Genomic DNA, 17,787 nt, shown 5'->3' with positions numbered 1-17,787 from the left:
GGAACGCGGGGCGCGGCCGCGCCGCAGGCCCGCATCGGCCATTCCGGTGTCCACGGCGTCGTACGGGCACCGGCCGGCCGTCGCCGGCGGCAGGGCCCCGTGCTCGCCGGCGGGCCCGGGAGCGGCAGGCGCGGCCGGGGGAGTGAAAGCCGGGCGTGAGAATCGGGGATCCGCGCCCGTGCCGGTGAATTCACCCGCTGCGGCACGGAAGGCGGGTCACCGGAAGTGAGCGGCCGGTCGCACGGCGGCCGATCGCGGCCCGAAATCCGTACCGGACCCGATGTCGATCATCTGATGTCGAACTCGATAGCGAATTCCCCGCGGGATAACGAATCCCGATCGGTTACGGGGAACGGCCGCTTTTCCTCCGGACGAGTCGGCAACCGGTCGGCGGGGCTGTTTCACCATGGACGGGACACCGAATCTCAGTAAGGTCCCCGGTAGGTCGCAGCCGCGACAGGACCGCCGACTCATCGTGGGGCAGAAACTGTGAAGGCTCTCGTACTTTCCGGCGGGGCAGGCACCCGGCTTCGTCCCATTACGCATACCTCGGCCAAGCAGCTGGTCCCGGTGGCGAACAAACCGGTGCTGTTCTACGGGCTGGAAGCCATCGCGGAAGCCGGTATCACCGAGGTGGGCATCATCGTGGGCGACACCCAGGAGGAGATCCGCGCGGCGGTCGGCGACGGCTCCCGGTTCGGCATCGACGTCACCTACATCCCGCAGTCCGAGCCGCTCGGCCTCGCCCACGCGGTCCTGATCGCCCAGCGGTTCCTCGGCGACGACGACTTCGTCATGTACCTCGGCGACAACTTCGTCGTCGGCGGGATCGCCGACCTGGTCGAGGGGTTCTGCGCGGACCGCCCCGACGCGCAGATCCTGCTGACCCAGGTGCCCGACCCGACCGCCTTCGGCGTCGCCGAACTCGACGGGGACGGCAGGGTGGTGGCCCTGGAGGAGAAGCCCAAGGAGCCCAAGAGCGATCTGGCGCTCGTCGGCGTCTACCTCTTCACCCGGGCCATCCACGAGGCCGTCCGCTCCATCCGGCCGTCCTGGCGCGGCGAGCTGGAGATCACCCATGCCATCCAGTGGCTGATCGACCAGGAGCGCGACGTCCGCTCCACCACGATCCGCGGGTACTGGAAGGACACCGGCAACGTCACCGACATGCTGGAGGTCAACCGGACCGTGCTGGAGACCGTCGAACCCTGCACCCGCGGCGCCCACGTCGACGACGAGAGCGAGATCATCGGCCGGGTGCTGATCGAGCCCGGCGCCCGCGTCACCCGCAGCCGGATCGTGGGCCCCGCCATCATCGGCGCCCGTTCGGTGATCGGCGACGCCTACGTCGGGCCGTTCACCTCGGTCGCCCAGGACTGCCGGATCGAGGACAGTGAGATCGAGTACTCGATCGTGCTGCGCGGTGCCTCGATCGACGGCGTCCGCCGCGTCGAGGCCTCCCTCATCGGCCGCGACGTCGAGGTGACGCCCGCGCCCCGGAGCCCGTCCGCCCACCGACTCGTCCTCGGTGACCACAGCAAGGTGCAGATCTCCTCATGACGAACCGTCTCCTGGTGACCGGCGGCGCCGGCTTCATCGGCTCGCACTACGTCCGCACACTGCTGGGCCCGGACGGCCCCGGCGACCTCGCCGTCACCGTGCTCGACCGGCTCACCTACGCGGGCAACCCGGCCAACCTCGACGAGGTCCGCGGCCACCCCGGCTTCTCGTTCGTCCAGGGCGACATCTGCGACGCGGAACTGGTCGGCAGCCTCATGGCCGGGCACGACCAGGTGGTGCACTTCGCCGCCGAATCGCATGTGGACCGTTCCATCGACGGCGGCGCCGAGTTCGTCCGTACCAACGTCGTCGGCACCCACACCCTCGTCGACGCCGCGCACCGGGCCGGTGTCACCACCTTCGTGCACGTCTCCACCGACGAGGTCTACGGATCCATCGACGAGGGGTCCTGGACCGAGAGCGAGCCGCTCGCGCCCAACTCCCCGTACTCCGCGTCCAAGGCCTCCAGCGACCTGATCGCCCTCTCGTACCACCGCACCCACGGACTCGACGTGCGGGTGACCCGCTGCTCCAACAACTACGGGCACCACCACTTCCCGGAGAAGGTCATCCCGCTCTTCGTCACCAACCTGCTCGACGGCCGGCCGGTCCCGCTGTACGGGGACGGCGCCCATGTCCGCGACTGGCTGCACATCGACGACCACGTCCAGGGCATCGAGCTCGTCCGCACCAAGGGCCGCGCCGGCCGGGTCTACAACATCGGCGGCGGCACCGAGCTCTCCAACAAGGAGCTCACCGGACTGCTGCTGGAGGCCTGCGGCGCGGACTGGGACACGGACGTCACCCACGTCGAGGACCGCAAGGGCCACGACCGGCGCTACTCCGTCGACTGCACCCGGATCCGCGAGGAGCTCGGCTACGAACCCCGCAAGGACTTCCGCACCGGACTCGCCGAGACCGTGCGGTGGTACCGGGAGAACCGCTCCTGGTGGGAGCCGCTCAAGGAGAGGGCCGCCCTGTGAACCCCGTCTGGCTGGTCACCGGGGCCGGCGGAATGCTCGGACAGGACCTGCTGGCCGCCCTCGCCCACGAGGACGTCATCGCCGTCGCCGCGGACCGCACCGCCCTGGACATCGCCGACCCGGCCCGCGTCCGCGAGGCGTTCGCCGCCCACCGGCCCGCGGTTGTCGTCAACTGCGCGGCCTGGACCGCCGTCGACGACGCCGAGAGCCGGGAGGACGCCGCCCTGCGGGTCAACGGCACCGGACCCGCGGTCCTCGCCGAGGCCTGCCGCGAGCACGGCGCCGTCCTGATCCACGTCTCCACCGACTACGTCTTCGCCGGGGACGGCACCCGGCCGTACGCCGAGGACGCCCCCACCGCCCCGCGCACCGCCTACGGCCGCACCAAACTGGCCGGCGAACGCGCCGTGCTGGAGACCCTGCCCGACACCGGCTACGTCGTGCGCACCGCCTGGCTCTACGGCGCGGGCGGCGCCAGCTTCGTCCGTACGATGATCAGGCTGGAGGGCGTCAAGGACACCCTCGACGTGGTGGACGACCAGCGCGGGCAGCCCACCTGGACCGTCGATCTGGCCGACCGGCTGGTCCGGCTCGGACGGGCCGCACTGGCGGGCACCGCCCCGGCGGGCGTCTACCACGGCACCAGCGGCGGCGAGACGACCTGGTACGGCCTCGCCCGGGAGGTCTTCCGGCTGCTGGGCGCCGACCCGGCCCGCGTCCGGCCCACCACCAGCGGCGCCTACCCCCGCCCGGCCCCCCGGCCCGCGTACAGCGTGCTCGCGCACGAGCGGTTCGCGGCGGCCGGGATCGAACCCGTCCGGGACTGGCGCACGGCACTGGAGGAGGCGTTCCCGGCGCTGCTCGCCGCGGAACGCCCCTCGGAGAACGCCCTGGTCAGCGGCCGGCCGGACTGAGCGCGGGCCCGCCGGCCCGCACCCCGGCCAGGGGCGAGGCGGCCGTCCGCAGCCGCGCGTAGTACGCCTCGCACTCCCCGTACGAGGGAAGCAGCCCCTGGTTCTCCGCCTCGGCCAGCGAGGGCGCCCCGGCGTCCTTCCCCGACAGCAGCGGCACGATGTCCGCCGGCCAGGCGATGCCCAGCTCCGGGTCGAGCGGATCGATGCCGTGCTCGCGGCCCGGCGCGTAGCCCTCGGAGCACAGATAGACGACGCTCGCGTCGTCCGTCAGCGCCATGAAGGCGTGGCCGAGCCCCTCGGCGAGGTACACCGCACGGTGATCGGTGTCGTCGAGCCGGACACCCTCCCACCGCCCGTAGGCGGGCGAGCCGGCCCGGACGTCCACGATCACGTCGAGCACCGCGCCGCGCACGCACTTCACGTACTTCGCCTGCCCCGGCGGCACGTCGGCGAAGTGGATGCCGCGCAGCGTGCCCCGGCGCGAGACGGAGAAGTTGGCCTGCGCGAGCCCCAGCGCGTGCCCCGCGGCCTCGCCGAGGTCGGCGGCCCTGAACCACTCGTGGAAGCTGCCGCGGCTGTCGGGGATGACCTCGGGCTCGTGCACCCAGGCCCCGGGGATGGAGAGCTGGCGCATGCGATCACGTCCTGTTCCTGGGATTCGCCGGGTTCTCCGGCAGTGGAGCCGACGTCTCCTGCAACGAGCCGCGGTACGGAACGGATACGGAACGGGACGGATGCGGACGAAACCGGGTCCACGGTGCGGAACGCGAAGGCGCCGGATTCCGCGCTCGCGTAGATTGCGGAGTCCAGCGAGGCGAACCACGGGGGATGCGCGTGTCAGGGGCAAGGCAGGGCGTCACGGAGGCCCGCAGGATCGTGGTCAAGGTCGGTTCCTCCTCCCTCACCACCGCCGCGGGAGGCCTCGACGCCGACCGGGTCGACGCACTCGTCGACGTCCTCGCCAAGGTCCGCAGCGGCGGCGACCGCGAGGTCGTCCTCGTTTCCAGCGGCGCCATCGCGGCCGGACTCGCCCCGCTCGGACTGCACCGCAGGCCCAAGGACCTGGCCAGGCAGCAGGCTGCCGCCAGCGTCGGCCAGGGGCTGCTCGTCGCCCGCTACACCGCCTCGTTCGCCCGCTACGGCGTCCGCGTCGGCCAGGTCCTGCTCACCAGCAACGACACCAGCCGCCGAGCCCACTACCGCAACGCCTACCGCACCCTGGACCAGCTCCTGGACATGGGCGCGCTGCCCATCGTCAACGAGAACGACACCGTTGCCACCGACGAGATCCGCTTCGGCGACAACGACCGGCTCGCCGCGCTCGTCGCCCACCTGGTCCGCGCCGACCTGCTGATCCTCCTCTCGGACGTGGACGGCCTGTACGACGGCGATCCGAGCATCCCCGGCACCACCCGCATCACCGAGGTCACCGGCCCCGCCGACCTGGCCGGGGTCAGCATCGGCAGCGCCGGCAAGGCGGGCGTCGGGACCGGCGGGATGGTCACCAAGGTCGAGGCCGCCCGGATCGCCACCGCCGCCGGTGTCCCGGTCGTCCTGACCTCGGCCAGCCACGCGGCCGACGCGCTGGCGGGCCGCGACACGGGCACCTACTTCCACCGCACCGGCCGCCGCTCGGCGGACCGGCTGCTGTGGCTCGCCCACGCCTCCACCCCGCAGGGCTCGCTCACCCTGGACGACGGGGCCGTGCAGGCCGTCGTGGAACGGCACAGTTCGCTGCTGCCGGCCGGGATCGCCTCGGTCGAGGGCGAGTTCACCGCCGGCGACCCGGTGGAACTGCGCGATCTGCGGGGCCGGCCGGTCGCCCGCGGGCTCGTCAACTTCGACGCCAAGGAGATCCCGCAGCTCCTCGGCCGTTCCACCCGCGACCTGGCCCGCGAACTCGGTCCCGCCTACGAGCGCGAGGTCGTACACAGGGACGATCTCGTCGTCCTCGGCACCTGACACACCCCCTGAAACGGCTGAAAGTCCAGCCTTCGGGCAGAGACCTTCACGAAAACCGCCCCATGCCGGGCCGCGGACTGGTCCACTTTGTAGCAGGGACACAGCGGGGTACAGCACAGCAACACATTCACAGGAGGCCGCCGGTGAGACGAGCGCGCCCGGGGGCGCCGCCCCGAGGAACGGGTGGTCGCGCCCTGACCAGCGTCGGAGCAGGGCCAGGCTTCGACGGAAGCAGGCCCGCGGACCGGAGGGACGAGCGGACCACCGGACCGGAGCCGACGACGGCGGGCCAGGACCGCACCCAGTCGAAGCTGTGGCACATCACTCTCTGTGTCTCCGGTGCCGAGATCCCGCTGAAGGAGGTCAGACGCGGTCTGGAACAGCTCGCGCACGACCACCCCTTCCTGCTGACCAGCCGCTACGCCAACGACCACGCGGAGATCCGCTACTGGGAAGAGGCCCGCGACCTGCACGACGCGGCGGCCGTGGCCCTGCGGCTGTGGGGCGAACACCGCTCCAGCGCGGGGCTGCCGCCCTGGGAGATCGTCGGCCTGGAGGTCATCGACCGCGAGACGTACCACCAGCGCGTCGCCGAGGGATACGGGCCGCCCCCGGCGGCCCCCGTCGGGGTGCACCCGTACTGAACCGGCACCCGGCAGCCGTCCCCGGACGGCTGTCTCGCATCACGGGATACGTGACGGATGCCCGCAGTGTGCGCACTACTCTGCGGGCATGACCACGCTTTCGCCGTACGACAACATGTCCCCGGTCGCCCAGGCCGCCTACCGGGCCCGCTCCGCCGCCGCCGACATCGCGCCACTTCCGCGCGCGGCGAAGGACGACGCGCTGCTGGCGATCGCGGACGCGCTCGAAGTGCGGACGAATGACATCCTCGCGGCCAACGCAGAGGACGTGGCGCGGGCCCGCGAGGCCGGGACGAGCGAGTCGGTCGTCGACCGGCTGACCCTCACCCCGGAGCGGATCCGGGCCATCGCCGCCGACGTACGGGACGTGGCGGCACTGCCCGACCCCGTCGGCGAGGTGGTCCGCGGCTCGACGCTGCCCAACGGCATCGACCTGCGCCAGGTCCGGGTGCCGCTCGGCGTGGTCGGGATCATCTACGAGGCCCGGCCCAATGTGACGGTGGACGCGGCGGCGCTCTGCCTGAAGTCGGGCAACGCGGTGCTGCTGCGCGGCTCGTCCTCCGCCCGCTCGTCGAACGCCGCGCTGGTCCGGGTCCTGCGCGACGCGGTCGGCGGCTCCGGCCTGCCGGCCGACGCGGTGCAGCTGGTGCCCGGCGACAACCGTGACTCCGTACGCGAGCTCATGCGCGCCCGCGGCCTGGTCGACGTGCTCATCCCGCGCGGCGGCGCCTCGCTGATCCGCACCGTCGTCGAGGAGTCCACCGTCCCCGTGATCGAGACGGGCACCGGCAACTGCCATGTGTACGTGGACGCGCAGACCGACCTCGACATGGCGGTCGCCATCCTGGTCAACTCCAAGGCGCAGCGCCCGAGTGTCTGCAACTCCGCGGAGACCCTCCTGGTCCACCAGGACATCGCCGACGCGTTCCTGCCGCGGGCCCTGGACGCCCTCGCCGACGCGGGCGTCACCGTGCACGGCGACGAGCGGGTCCTGGAGTACGCCGAGGGGTCCAAGGCCACCCTGGTGGCGGCGACGCCGGACGACTGGGAGACCGAGTACCTCTCGTACGACATCGCCGCCGCCGTCGTGGACTCGCTGGACGCCGCCGTGGCGCACATCCGGCTCTGGTCGTCCGGCCACACCGAGGCGATCGTGACCACCTCGCAGGCCGCGGCACGCCGTTTCACCCAGTTGGTGGACTCGACGACGGTCGCTGTGAACGCCTCGACGCGCTTCACGGACGGCAGCCAGTTCGGCTTCGGCGCGGAGATCGGCATCTCCACGCAGAAGCTGCACGCCAGGGGCCCCATGGGGCTTCCGGAGCTGACGTCCACGAAGTACATCGTGACCGGCGACGGCCATGTGAGGTGACCTCGGGATGCGGCGAATGTTCCGTCTCCCTGCCCAAAACCATCCGGCGGGTCTAGGCTGAAGCCGTGCCGGACGACGTGGGGGGCAGGCCGTTCCCGAACGGCTGGGAGCCCGACGACGACCGCGGGGGCGCGGACGAGGACTTCGCCTCCGTGGTGTTCGACGAGGACTTCGTACGGGCCGCCGAGTTCCATGAACCCACCGCCGTCGAGCGGTTGTTGGCGGCCGCCGAGGCGCGCGCCGAGGCCGACGCCTTCCGGGCCCGGGCCGGCGGCCCGCTGGACGACGACCCCTACGACGACGGCTACGGACGCGCGGGCGGCTACGGCGACCCGCTCGACGCGGATGACGACGACACCTACGGCAGCGGTCCCTACGGGCGCCACGGCGGCTCCCTGCGCCCCTACCGGGGTGCCGCCCGCTGGCACCGGCCGGTGGCCTGGCTGCTCGCCGTGCTGATGGGGGTCGGCATGGTCGCGCTGGCCTTCAGCGCCGTCTTCCGCAACAGCTCGGGCGACCGGCAGGACCAGGTCCCGCCCCCGGCCACGAGCGGCGTGGACAGCGCACCGGGCCCCACCGCGGCCCCGTCCGCCGCGGAGGGCTACTCCCGCCCGCTGGTTTCCGCGGTGCCCCGCACCCCCTGACGCTCGCCGAGGGTTCCGCGGGACTTCGGGGTCTTCGGAGGTTCCGCGTCTTCGGAGTTCCGGAGTGCTTCGGGGCGCCTCGCCGATCATGGCCGCACTCACCGCCGCACCCGCCGCGCTCCCTCCAACGGCCGACCCCGCCGTACCGGTGTGTCCGCCCGCCCTCTCCGCTTCGGGCACCGCCGTTTCCCCGGTGCGCATCCGCCCGGCCGGGGAACTCCGCGCCAGTTCCCGCCCGTGACCGCGTTTACACGGGTCGTAATCGACCTACTCTGAAGATATGACCCCTCACCCGCTCGTAGAGGGGGCTTCTCAGTCGGGAGAAGTCATGGCAGATCGCGGAGATCCACCCGAAGGCCCGTCGGAGAACAGCGCGAGCGGCAGCGAGGACGAGTACCGGTCCCTCGTCTTCGACGAGTCCTTCGTCCGGGCCGCCCGGCTGCAGGAGTTCTCCGCCCAGGAGCGCATGGGGGAGCACGCCCGTGCCGTCCGCAGCCTGCCCGGCCGCACCGTCCGCAACGGCTCACGGGCCGCCCTCGTCCTCGCCGTGCTGATCGCCCTGGCCTTCGGCACCGCCGTCTTCATGGGCTTCCGGCACCCCTACCAGAGCCCTGCCGCCAGGCGGGCCGAGCCGCTGCGGATGACCGTCGTCCCGCTGGCGCCGCGCGGAGCCGTGCCCGCGGGCACCACGGCCGCACTCTTTGCGAGCAGCCCCGCCGCCCCGTACCCGAAGGGCGCCGCGGGCATCAGCCTCCCGGTGACCCGGCGGACGGACAACTTCTCCGACAGCCAGGTGTACGCCGCCCTGGCCACCGCCAAGGACTACCTGGTGGCCTCCTCGCTCGACCTCGACGTCCTCGGCGGGAACGCGCTGCGCCCGGTGGAGTCACTGCTCGACCCGGACCAGATGGACCAGTTCGAGCGGAGCATGAACGAGCCGTACGACGACGGACTGCACGCGGCGACCGGCTGGCTGGTGCGCTTCGACCCGGCCGAGGTCACCCCCGACCCGGAGATCCGGGTCCGGGGCGCCCTGACGTACTCCGAGGAGGGGCCCGACGCCCTGGAGGTGCTCTCGGACCACACCTTCACCTATGTGCTCCGCCCGGCCGTCTCCGGTCCCCAGCAGGCGGGCGGAGCCTCGCTGTTCACCGTCCGGCGGGAGATGCGCTTCCGGTTCGACCGGGACGACCTGCGGCTGCACCGGCTGGAGGTGCGGACCAGCTACGTCCAGGCCGGTCCGCAGTCCTGCTCGGCCGACACCACCGGCGCCCTGCGTCCGCTGCTCGCGGGCCACCGGGCCGTCTCGCGCGGCCCGGCGGGCACCGACCCGTACGCGACGGGCCGGCCCACCGCGGCGCTGTGCGGAACGCTGAAGGTCAGCTCCCTGCCGTCCCGGGCGCAGCCGGTCCCTCAGGGTCCTCAGGACCCGGGGACTGCTGCGAGCCGTCCGTAGGACCGTCCTGGGCCGTCCCGGCGCCCTTCCCGCCGCTGCCGCCCGCTCCGGTGAACTTGTCACGGAGCTTGCCGCCCAGATCGCCCGCGCCGCCCGCTATGTCGCCGACCAGCTTCATCAGCGGGTCCTTGCTGCTGCGCACCGAATCGGCGTAGTGCGAGGCGGACTCCTTGAAGGCGTCCGTCACCGAGGTGTCCTTGTCCTCGTCACGCCGCGGGTAGTGGCCGTCCATGATCCGCTGGTAGTCGCGGGTCTCGGACCACTTCTTCAGCTCGGCCGCGCGCACCGTGGTGAACGGGTGCGAACGGGGGAGCACGTTGAGGATCTTGAGGACGGAATCGCGCAGGTCGCCGGCCTTCTCGTACTCGTCGGCCTGGGCGAGGAACGCGTCCACGTTCATCTCGTGGAGGTGGTTGCCTCCGGCGATCTTCATCAGTCCGCGCATGGAGGCCTGCAGATCCTGGCCGACCAGCAGCCCGGCCCGGTCCGCCGACAGCTCCGACTTGCGGAACCACTCGCGCAGCGCCGTGACGATCGCCATGATCGCGACATTGCCGAGCGGGATCCAGGCCACCTTGAGGGCGAGATTGGTGAGGAAGAGCAGGATCGTGCGGTACACGGCGTGACCGGAGAGGGCGTGCCCCACCTCGTGACCGACGACCGCCCGCATCTCCTCCTCGTCGAGCAGCTCCACCAGGCCTGTCGTCACCACGATGATCGGCTCGTCGAGACCGATGCACATCGCGTTGGGCTGCGGGTCCTGGTTGACGTACATCGGCGGGACCTTCTCCAGGTCCAGGATGTAACAGGCGTCCCGCAGCATGTCGTTGAGGTGGGCGAACTGGGCGTCACTCACCCGGACGGAGTCCGACAGGAAGAGCAGTCGCAGACTGCGCTCCGGCAGCAGTCCGCTCAGGGCCTTGAAGACCGTGTCGAAACCGCTCAGCTTGCGCAGCGCCACCAGCGCCGAGCGGTCCGCCGGGTGTTCGTACGCCCGGGACGAGATTCCCGGGAAACGCCTGCGCTGCCTGCTCGGCACGTGCTCATGGCTCTCGTGGCTGCCGTCGGTCATGGATGGGCCCCCTGTTCGTACGAGACGTCGCTCGCCCCCTGACAAATCCCAGCGTAGGTGCTGGGGCTACGGTGTGCGGGGGGCTGTGGATAACTGAGGAGACGCCCGACATGCCGCACACCGTTGCTCTGATCGCCGCCGCATCCGAGGACCAGGGGCCGGGCAACACGATCCGCATCGTGCTGATCGTCTCGCTCGTCGGAGCCGCTCTGCTGGCCTGGTTCCTGCTCCGCGGATACCGCAACGACGACAACAACGACTGAGTCGGCGTGAGCGTGCCCGGGGCACCCGCATACGATGTCCGCGACGTCTTCCCTCCGACTCCCGATCGATAGGTCCTGCCGAAGATGAGCCTCACGAGCACCGCACACCAGCTGGTCACCGTCGCCGCCGAGGGCGAGCACGGCGGCAACCACGAAAGTCTCAGCCCCTACCTCACCGGTGGCGGTGCGTTTGTCGCGCTTCTCCTCCTTCTGTGGATCACCACGCGCTTCAACCGCGACCGCTGAGGCCGAGGCGTACAGCTGTGCCAGTAGGCTCTGCACGCATGGGAGAGCAGGAAGTGCCTACCGGCCGCGGAAAACGCCGACTCGGCGTGATGGGCGGGACGTTTGACCCGATTCATCATGGACACCTGGTGGCGGCCAGTGAAGTGGCCGCCCAGTTCCACCTCGACGAGGTGATCTTCGTTCCGACCGGGCAGCCGTGGCAGAAGAGCCACAAGCAGGTCTCCCCGGCGGAGGACCGTTATCTGATGACGGTCATCGCGACGGCGTCCAACCCGCAGTTCTCGGTCAGCCGGAGCGACATCGACCGCAAGGGCCCCACGTACACGATCGACACCCTGCGGGACCTGCGCGCGCTCCACGACAACGCGGACCTCTTCTTCATCACGGGCGCCGACGCGCTCTCCCAGATCCTCACCTGGCGGGATGCCGACGAACTCTTCTCGTTGTCCCACTTCATCGGTGTGACGCGGCCGGGGCACGTGCTCACGGACGACGGGCTGCCGGAGGGCGGCGTCTCCCTCGTGGAGGTCCCCGCACTGGCGATCTCCTCCACGGACTGCCGTGTGCGGGTCGCCCAGGGAGACCCGGTCTGGTACCTGGTGCCGGACGGTGTCGTCCGCTACATCGACAAGCGCCAGCTGTACCGCGGCGAATGAGCCACGGAGAGGGGCACCGGTGAACGACCGACAGAATCCGTACGACCCGTACTACCAGCAGCCGCAGATCGTCGGCTACGACGAGTACGGGCAGCCGGTGTACCAGCAGCCCGGGCAGCAGCAGTACGACCCGTACGCGCAGCAGACCCAGCCGCCGCACCAGGCCCAGCAGCCTCAGCAGCCCCCGCAGCAGCAGGCGCCGCAGGGAGGCCAGGGGTACGGCTACGACCCGTACGCACAGCAGCAGCCACAGCAGCATCAGCAGCCTGTCGCGCCGCCGCAGCAGTACGACCCGTACGCCCCCCAGCAGCAACAGCCCCCACAGCATCAGCAGCACCAGGCGCCGCAGCAGGGATACGGCTACGACGGCTACGGGTACGACACCGGCCAGCAGCCCGCCGCGGTCGACACCACGCAGCAGTGGAGCATCCCGCAGCAGGCCCCGCCGCCCGCCGCCGCGGCCCCCGCGCCGACGCAGGAACCCGGTCCCCGGCCCGACGCCGAGCCGGAGGCGGGCGTCCCCGGACCGCGTCGCGGTGACCGCGACTACCGGACCGAGCAGTTCTCCTTCATCGAGGAGCCCGACGAGGACTCCGAAGACGTCATCGACTGGCTGAAGTTCACCGAGAGCCGCAGCGAGCGCCGTGAGGAGGCGCGCCGCCGCGGTCACAACCGGATGGTCGCGCTGATCGTCGTGGCCGCCCTCGTCGTGGTCGGCGGCGTCGGCTATCTGTGGTCCGCGGACAAGCTCCCGGGCTTCTCCGCGTCGGAGAAGGAGAACACCGCGGCGACCGGCCCGCAGCGCCGGGACGTCATCGTGGTGCACCTCCACAACACCAAGGGCGGCGGCACGTCCACGGCGCTGCTCGTGGACAACGTCACCACCAAGCAGGGCACCACGGTCCTCCTCCCGAACTCGCTGGCCGTCTCCGACGAGGACGGTTCCACCACCACGCTCGGCAAGTCGGTCGACGACGACGGAACCTCCGGGACCCGTGAGTCCATCGACACCCTGCTCGGCACCGAGATCAGCGGCACCTGGCGGCTCGACACCCCGTACCTGGAGAACCTCGTCGACCTCGTCGGCAACATCGAGGTCGACACCGACACCGCGGTCCCCGACAGCAAGAAGGGTGCCGCGCCCCTGGTGAAGAAGGGTGCCGCGCAGACGCTGAGCGGCCCGATGGCCGTCGCCTACGCCACCTACCGCGGTCCCGGTGAGGCCGAGGCCAAGCAGCTCATGCGGTTCGGACAGGTCATGCGCGGAGTGCTGCGGAAGATCTCGGACGACCCGAAGGCCGCCACGGTCACCATCCAGACGCTGGCCCAGATCCTCGACCCGTCGCTGCCCGAGAAGGACCTCGGCGCCTCCCTGGCCAAGCTCGCCGAGCACGCCAAGATCGGCGACTACAAGACGGCGCTGCTGCCGGTCCAGGACGACGGCACCCTCACCGACGCGGCCACGGAAAGCGTCGTCAAGGACATCCTCGGCGGCACCGTCAAGGCTCCGGCGGCGGACGCGGCGGTTCGGGTGGGCGTCAAGAACGGCACGGGCAAGGACAGCGGCACCGAGTCCGCCCGGGTCCAGCTGGTCAACGGCGGCTACACCTTCGTCAACAGCGGGAAGTCCGACGTGGTGGCCTCCTCCCAGGTCCTCTACAAGGACACGGCGGACCGGCAGAAGGCGACCGAGGTCGCGAAGACCCTGGGCCTGCCGACGAGCGCGGTGAAGAAGGGCACGCCGGCCGGGAACGCGGACGTGTCCGTCGTGATCGGCCAGGACTACAAGACCGAGTAGGGCGGTCCGTCCCGTCCGGGGGCGGCGCACAGGCAGCTCAGGCACGGGCCGGACACGGCTCGGAGGCGGCTCCGGGAGGGTTCCGGGGCCGCCTTCCGGCCACGTCCGGCGGCTCCAGGACGGTCCGTGCCGTATGACTGCGTGGGCTGTCGGCGGTCCGTGAGACCCTAGAGGTTGATCTGACCGCCGACGAAAGCCTGCATGTGACCGCCACGGACCGCTCCATCGAGCTCATCAACGCCGCCGCTCAGGCGGCCGCAGACCGGCTCGCGCACGACATCATCGCGTACGACGTCAGCGACGTGCTGTCGATCACGGACGCCTTCCTGCTGGCCTCGGCGCCCAACGACCGCCAGGTCAAGTCGATCGTCGACGAGATCGAGGAGAAGCTCCAGAAGGAGCTCGGCGCCAAGCCGGTCCGCCGTGAGGGCGACCGCGACGCGCGCTGGATCCTCCTCGACTACGTCGACATCGTCATCCACGTCCAGCACAGCGAGGAGCGCGTCTTCTACGCGCTCGAGCGCCTGTGGAAGGACTGCCCCGAGATCGCCCTTCCCGAGGACGCCGTGAAGACCCGCGGCAAGGCCGAGGAGCACGCACAGCTCACCGGCGGCACGGAAGGTGAGCAGAGCTGAACGGCAGCGGAAGCGGCAGGGGCCGCAGGATCGTCCTCTGGCGACACGGCCAGACGGCGTGGAACCTGGAGCGCCGGTTCCAGGGCTCCACGGACATCGACCTCACCGAGGAAGGCGTCGGGCAGGCCCGCCGGGCCGCCCGGCTGCTCGCCTCCCTGAAGCCGGACGCGATCGTCGCATCCGATCTGCGGCGGGCCGCGGCCACGGCTGCCGAGCTCGCCGCGATCACCGGACTCGGCATCGCGCACGACCCGGGACTGCGCGAGACCTATGCCGGGGCCTGGCAGGGGCTCACCCACGAGGAGATCGTGGGGCTGTACGGCGAGCAGTACGCGGCGTGGAAGCGCGGCGAGCCCGTGCGGCGCGGCGGCGGCGAGCTGGAGACCGAGGTCGCCGACCGGGCCGCCCCGGTCGTGCTCGCGCACGCCGACAAGCTGCCCGACGACGGCACGCTCGTCGTCGTCAGCCACGGCGGCACCATCCGGACCACCATCGGACGGCTGCTGGGCCTGGAAGCGCACCACTGGGAAGGGCTCGGCGGGCTCACCAACTGCTGCTGGTCGGTGCTGGGCGAGGGCGCCCGCGGCTGGCGGCTGCTGGAGCACAACGCCGGCACCCTGCCCGAACCGGTGCTCGGCGACGACGCCTGACCGGGTGCCGGTGCGGCGCCCGCGGGGCGTCCTCGGGCGGCGTCGGCCGGATTTCACTTTCCGGCTGGTCACAGGCTAAAGTTCTTCTTGTTCGCAGCGCGGAAACGCAGGGAAACACAGCGGACAGCGGGGCTATAGCTCAGTTGGTAGAGCGCCTGCATGGCATGCAGGAGGTCAGGAGTTCAATTCTCCTTAGCTCCACAATCAGGATCCCGTCCCCGAGCTGGGGGCGGGATCCTTGCTTGTTCCCGGTGCGGCACCGGGTCCCCTCCGGCGGGTGCGCAACGCGGTCAGCTGCTGCTCGCTCTCCTCGTCGGCAGACGTGTACACCACGATCCGGCACTCCGGCAGCCCGTTGACGGACAGCGAGACCGAGGTCATCCGGATCTCGGATGACGCCGCCCAGTGCCGGAACGTCTTCACCCGCGGCCCCGGCGGCGTGACGTCCCCGCTGCGCCACAGCCGGGCGAAATAGGGGCTGGCCGCCGACAGTTCCTCGATGTACCTCTCCCAGGCGGGCTCGCCCGCATGCCGGCCGTAGCCGCTGCGCAGCGTCGCCACCATGACGGGCAGCTCCTGGGAGCGGTGGACGACCGGGCAGTCCTCGTCGGACACCGTGAACAGCGCCCACAGCACGTTCCGCACCCCGGTCGCCGCCATCGCGGGCACACCGAAGAGGTCGAGGTAGGCGGGGTTGGCCGCCAGCAGGTCGTAGCGCGCGTTGTAGACGACCGCCGGGCGCGGGTCGAGCGCGTCGAGGATGCCCCGGACCTCCTCGCCGACCTCGACCGTGTCGGACTGTCTGCCCGGGATGTACGCCACCTCGGCCAGGTGGTAGAGGTGCTCGCGCTCCGGCGGGTCCAGCCTGAGCGTCCGGGCCACCGCGTCCAGGACCTGCGGGGAGGCGTTGATCGGGCGGCCCTGCTCCAGCCACGTGTACCAGGTGACGCCCACCCCGGAGAGCTGGGCGACCTCCTCGCGGCGGAGTCCGGGCGTGCGCCGCCGGAAGCCGGGTGCCATGCCCACATCGGCGGGCGTCACCCGTGCCCGCCGGCTGCGCAGAAACGCGGCGAGCTCCGGCCGCCGGCCGTGCTGAGAACCGCCGCGCGCCTGCGGCGTCCGGGGCGCCTGAGGTGCCTGAGGCGCCTGAAGCGTTTGCGGTGCCTGCGGTGCCTGCGGTGTCTGCGGTGCCTTCCGCGCGGACCGCCCCTGCGCTTCCTGCCGCTCCTGCCGCTCCTGCTGTTCCTGTCGTTCCTGAGATCTCCGCTGCTGTGTCGTCACCGTCGTCACACCCCCATCGTCGGCGCTACTCCGCGGTGTTGCCAGGTGCTGCCAGTACCAGCATCAACGGGCTCTCGTTACCCGTATGCGGCTGCGAACAGCCTTGAGGACATGGCCACGACCTCCGGGACAACTCCCCGTTCCTCCTCCAGTAAAGACCTCACCAGTAAAGACCTCGCCACCGACAGCCGTCCCGGACGGCTCCTCGCGCTCGTGCTGGCCGCCCAGTTCATGGCGCTGCTCGACCTCTTCATCGTCAATGTCGCCGCCCCGACGATCCGTGCCGAACTGGGCGCCTCAGGCGCCCAGTTGCAGCTCATCGTGGCCGGCTACACCATCGCGTACGCGGTGTTGCTGATCACCGGCGCCCGGCTCGGCGGCGTGTTCGGGCACGGGCGCGCCTATCTGGCGGGGCTCGCCGTCTTCACCGCCGCCTCGTTCGCCTGCGGACTGGCGGCGGGTACCGGGCAGTTGATCACCTTCCGGGTGATCCAGGGGGTGGGCGCGGCGGTGATGATCCCGCAGGTGCTCAGCCTGATCCAGCAGAACTTCACCGGTGCGGCGCGGATGCGGGCACTCGGCGCCTACAGCGCCGTGCTGGCCGTCGGGGCGGCGGCCGGGCAGGTGGTCGGCGGGGTGCTCGTCAGCGCCGACCTGTTCGGGGCGGGCTGGCGGCCGGCGTTCCTCGTCAACGTGCCGATCGGGGTGGTTCTGCTGGTGCTCGGCTTCCGGGTACTGCCGCGCGAACCGCGGACCGGGGCGGCCCGGCGGGAAGCGCGCGCCCGGGGCCTCGACGTGGCCGGCCTGCTGATGCTCGCCACGGGCGTCACCCTGCTGACCGTCCCGCTGGTGCTCGGGCAGGAGCTGGGCTGGCCGGCCTGGACCTGGATCTGTCTGCTCGCCTCCGTGCTGCTCCTCGCCGGGTTCGCGGCGTACGAGACACGGCTGGCCGCGCGCGGCGGCGCACCCCTGATCGCGCTCGGCGTGCTCCGCCTCCCCGGCATCGCCCGGGCGGCTCTGCGCATCCTGCTGGTGATGGCGGTGAACGCGGGCTTCCTGTTCACCATGGCGCTGCACGTCCAGGGCGGTCTGGGGTACTCGCCGCTGCACGCCGGACTGATGTTCGTCCCGACCGCCCTGGTCTTCGGAGCGGTGGGGCTGACCTGGCGACGCTGGCCGGCCCGGCTCCAGGGGGTCCTGGTCCCGTTCGGCTTCCTCCTCCTGGCGGCCGGATCGGCGGGCGTCGGCCTGGCCATGCGGAGCGGCGGTGACGGCGGGGCGGCGCTCTACGCGGCGTTCGTCGCCATGGGCTGCGGGCTTGCGCTGGGCTTCAGCCCCACCCTGACGGGGGCGCTGGCGAACGTACGGCCGCAGGACGCCGCCGACGCCAGCGGTGTGCTGGTGACCGTCACCCAGCTCGGCCAGCTGATCGGCGTCGCGGCGTTCGGCACGCTCTACCTCAACCGCCTTGATACGCCTGGGGCGCAGGGTTCGGGTGAGGCGTTGTGGGTGTGTGCGCTCGCCCTGTCGGCGGCCGCCGTCATGGGTGCGCTCGCGGGTCTGGTGAGGCGTCGGCGGAGGGTGGGATCTCCGGTGGGCTGACCCCCTTGCGGGGTCATGGCAGAATCGGACCGCCGGAAGGGGAGACGGA

Annotated in this window: 18 protein-coding genes and 1 tRNA gene; 16 read left to right on the top strand and 3 right to left on the bottom strand. The window is 71.5% G+C overall.

The window, feature by feature from the left end; translation table 11 throughout:
* The first annotated feature begins 489 nt into the window (after positions 1 to 489).
* From OG408_RS13315 to rfbD, 3 genes are read left to right on the top strand one after another with little or no spacing between them, the layout of a single operon-like run.
* Positions 490 to 1,560: a glucose-1-phosphate thymidylyltransferase gene (locus tag OG408_RS13315; RefSeq protein WP_266778699.1), complete on the top strand. Its 1,071-nt coding sequence runs from the start codon at positions 490 to 492 to the stop codon at positions 1,558 to 1,560.
* Positions 1,557 to 2,543, top strand: coding sequence for a dTDP-glucose 4,6-dehydratase (gene rfbB / locus OG408_RS13310; RefSeq protein WP_326670000.1), 987 nt, complete (start codon positions 1,557 to 1,559; stop codon positions 2,541 to 2,543). The genes OG408_RS13315 and rfbB overlap by 4 nt, the downstream gene beginning before the upstream one ends.
* 32 nt (positions 2,544 to 2,575) lie before the next feature.
* Positions 2,576 to 3,457 (top strand): dTDP-4-dehydrorhamnose reductase, encoded by an 882-nt coding sequence (gene rfbD / locus OG408_RS13305; RefSeq protein WP_326674530.1) that lies wholly within the window; start codon positions 2,576 to 2,578, stop codon positions 3,455 to 3,457.
* Here the strand turns inward: rfbD and OG408_RS13300 are convergent.
* Complete coding sequence (locus OG408_RS13300; RefSeq protein WP_326669998.1) at positions 3,438 to 4,091, bottom strand: dTDP-4-dehydrorhamnose 3,5-epimerase family protein; 654 nt, start codon at positions 4,089 to 4,091, stop codon at positions 3,438 to 3,440. The genes rfbD and OG408_RS13300 overlap by 20 nt on opposite strands.
* Before the next feature lie 194 nt (positions 4,092 to 4,285).
* On the opposite strand from OG408_RS13300, the gene proB reads away from it, so the two are divergent.
* From proB to OG408_RS13275, 5 genes are all read left to right on the top strand, one after another.
* Entirely contained in the window at positions 4,286 to 5,419 is a 1,134-nt protein-coding gene (proB, locus tag OG408_RS13295) for a glutamate 5-kinase (protein ID WP_405403249.1), read from the top strand.
* A gap of 143 nt (positions 5,420 to 5,562) precedes the next feature.
* Positions 5,563 to 6,063, top strand: a complete 501-nt coding sequence (locus tag OG408_RS13290) for a hypothetical protein (RefSeq protein WP_266778693.1) — start codon at positions 5,563 to 5,565, stop codon at positions 6,061 to 6,063.
* A gap of 88 nt (positions 6,064 to 6,151) precedes the next feature.
* Positions 6,152 to 7,435, top strand: coding sequence for a glutamate-5-semialdehyde dehydrogenase (locus OG408_RS13285; protein WP_266778691.1), 1,284 nt, complete (start codon positions 6,152 to 6,154; stop codon positions 7,433 to 7,435).
* A 65-nt stretch (positions 7,436 to 7,500) separates the two neighbouring features.
* Positions 7,501 to 8,079, top strand: a complete 579-nt coding sequence (locus OG408_RS13280) for an SCO2584 family spore wall biosynthesis protein (protein ID WP_266778689.1) — start codon at positions 7,501 to 7,503, stop codon at positions 8,077 to 8,079.
* Between the two features lie 328 nt (positions 8,080 to 8,407).
* Complete coding sequence (locus OG408_RS13275; protein WP_285563591.1) at positions 8,408 to 9,535, top strand: SCO2583 family membrane protein; 1,128 nt, start codon at positions 8,408 to 8,410, stop codon at positions 9,533 to 9,535.
* On the opposite strand, the gene OG408_RS13270 is transcribed toward OG408_RS13275, so the two are convergent.
* The gene (locus OG408_RS13270) at positions 9,459 to 10,607 is read right to left on the bottom strand and encodes a M48 family metallopeptidase (RefSeq protein ID WP_266778685.1); all 1,149 of its coding nucleotides are present in this window, start codon (positions 10,605 to 10,607) and stop codon (positions 9,459 to 9,461) included. The two genes, OG408_RS13275 and OG408_RS13270, sit on opposite strands and share 77 nt — an antisense overlap.
* A gap of 110 nt (positions 10,608 to 10,717) precedes the next feature.
* Between OG408_RS13270 and OG408_RS13265 the strand changes: the two genes are divergently transcribed.
* The 7 genes from OG408_RS13265 to OG408_RS13235 all read left to right on the top strand — a co-directional run bounded on the left by OG408_RS13265 (position 10,718) and on the right by OG408_RS13235 (position 15,056).
* Positions 10,718 to 10,870 (top strand): hypothetical protein, encoded by a 153-nt coding sequence (locus OG408_RS13265; protein ID WP_266778683.1) that lies wholly within the window; start codon positions 10,718 to 10,720, stop codon positions 10,868 to 10,870.
* A gap of 84 nt (positions 10,871 to 10,954) precedes the next feature.
* On the top strand, positions 10,955 to 11,116 hold the full coding sequence (locus OG408_RS13260; RefSeq protein WP_266778681.1) for a hypothetical protein: 162 nt from the start codon (positions 10,955 to 10,957) through the stop codon (positions 11,114 to 11,116).
* Between the two features lie 38 nt (positions 11,117 to 11,154).
* A complete protein-coding gene (nadD, locus tag OG408_RS13255; protein ID WP_266778679.1) occupies positions 11,155 to 11,772 on the top strand; it encodes a nicotinate-nucleotide adenylyltransferase in 618 nt (205 codons plus the stop codon).
* Between the two features lie 19 nt (positions 11,773 to 11,791).
* Complete coding sequence (locus OG408_RS13250; protein ID WP_326669992.1) at positions 11,792 to 13,570, top strand: LCP family protein; 1,779 nt, start codon at positions 11,792 to 11,794, stop codon at positions 13,568 to 13,570.
* 203 nt (positions 13,571 to 13,773) lie between these two features.
* Positions 13,774 to 14,205: a ribosome silencing factor gene (rsfS, locus tag OG408_RS13245; RefSeq protein ID WP_266778675.1), complete on the top strand. Its 432-nt coding sequence runs from the start codon at positions 13,774 to 13,776 to the stop codon at positions 14,203 to 14,205.
* Entirely contained in the window at positions 14,202 to 14,855 is a 654-nt protein-coding gene (locus tag OG408_RS13240; RefSeq protein ID WP_266786145.1) for a histidine phosphatase family protein, read from the top strand. The genes rsfS and OG408_RS13240 overlap by 4 nt, the downstream gene beginning before the upstream one ends.
* Before the next feature lie 128 nt (positions 14,856 to 14,983).
* Positions 14,984 to 15,056: transfer RNA gene (locus OG408_RS13235), tRNA-Ala, on the top strand.
* 3 nt (positions 15,057 to 15,059) lie between these two features.
* Here OG408_RS13235 and OG408_RS13230 read toward each other — a convergent pair.
* The gene (locus tag OG408_RS13230) at positions 15,060 to 15,875 is read right to left on the bottom strand and encodes a helix-turn-helix transcriptional regulator (RefSeq protein ID WP_442806026.1); all 816 of its coding nucleotides are present in this window, start codon (positions 15,873 to 15,875) and stop codon (positions 15,060 to 15,062) included.
* A gap of 372 nt (positions 15,876 to 16,247) precedes the next feature.
* Here OG408_RS13230 and OG408_RS13225 point away from each other — a divergent pair, with 372 nt between their 5' ends.
* Positions 16,248 to 17,738 (top strand): MFS transporter, encoded by a 1,491-nt coding sequence (locus OG408_RS13225; RefSeq protein ID WP_326669990.1) that lies wholly within the window; start codon positions 16,248 to 16,250, stop codon positions 17,736 to 17,738.
* The last annotated feature ends 49 nt before the right edge of the window (positions 17,739 to 17,787 follow it).

This window comes from Streptomyces sp. NBC_01257, assembly GCF_035917255.1.
Classification (GTDB): domain Bacteria; phylum Actinomycetota; class Actinomycetes; order Streptomycetales; family Streptomycetaceae; genus Streptomyces.
The sequence above is the reverse complement of the archived record's forward strand: the minus strand, read 5'-3'. Positions and strand labels throughout refer to the sequence as shown.